This is a genomic window from Malikia granosa (genome assembly GCF_002980595.1).
Taxonomy (GTDB): domain Bacteria; phylum Pseudomonadota; class Gammaproteobacteria; order Burkholderiales; family Burkholderiaceae_C; genus Malikia; species Malikia granosa.
This window is the reverse complement of sequence record NZ_PVLQ01000110.1, coordinates 1-864: the sequence shown is the minus strand read 5'-3', so window position 1 is coordinate 864 and position 864 is coordinate 1. Positions and strand designations below refer to the sequence as shown.

1 pseudogene is annotated in these 864 nt (G+C 65.2%); it reads left to right on the top strand.

Features of this window, described 5'->3' with window-relative positions:
• The first annotated feature begins 52 nt into the window (after nucleotides 1-52).
• Nucleotides 53-858: pseudogene (locus tag C6P64_RS16835) on the top strand (IS5 family transposase).
• Nucleotides 859-864 lie beyond the last annotated feature (6 nt).

Genomic DNA, 864 nt, shown 5'->3' with positions numbered 1-864 from the left:
CAGCCGCTAACACAACTGGACATTTTGGCGGTATCGGGGTAAGTTCGCCGGCATGGTCAGAAGACAAATCAGCGATGAACTGTGGCTGACACTGGAGCCGCTGCTGCCACCGTTCATACCCTCGCCCAAGGGCGGACGCCGCCGCTCGGTCGATGACCGGGCGGCCTTGAACGGCATCCTGTTCGTGCTGCAGACGGGCATCCCCTGGGAAGACCTGCCCAAGGAGTTGGGCCTGGGCAGCGGCATGACTTGCTGGCGGCGCTTGCGCCACTGGCAGGGCAGCGGGGTCTGGGCGAAGCTGCATCAGGCCATGCTCAGCAAGCTGCGCGAGCATGACCGCATCGACTGGAGCCGGGCCAGCATAGACAGCGCCAGTGTGGCCAGCCCCCGGGGGGCCAAGAGACAGGCCCGAACCCGACAGACCGAGGCAAGCTCGGCAGCAAGCGCCACCTTGTCGTAGATGCGCAAGGCATCCCGCTGGCCCTGACGGTGACGGGAGCGAACCGGCATGATTCGATGGCGTTCGAGACCACGCTCGATGCGCTGGTGGCCGTACCCGGCTTGCGGGGACGACCGAGGAAGCGCCCGGACAAGCTGCATGCGGACAAGGGCTACGATTTTGAGCGCTGCAGGCGCTACTTGAAGCGGCGCGGCATTCAGGCGCGCATCGCCCGCAGGGGTATAGAGAGCCGCGAGCGCCTGGGGCGACACCGCTGGGTCGTGGAGCGCACACATGCCTGGTTTGCGGGCTTTGGCAAACTGCGCATCCGCTTCGAGCGAAGCCTGGAGACGCACATGGCCTTGCTGACCTTGGCTGCCGCCATCATCTGTTCGCGATTTGTTGAGGACTTGTGTTAGCGGCTG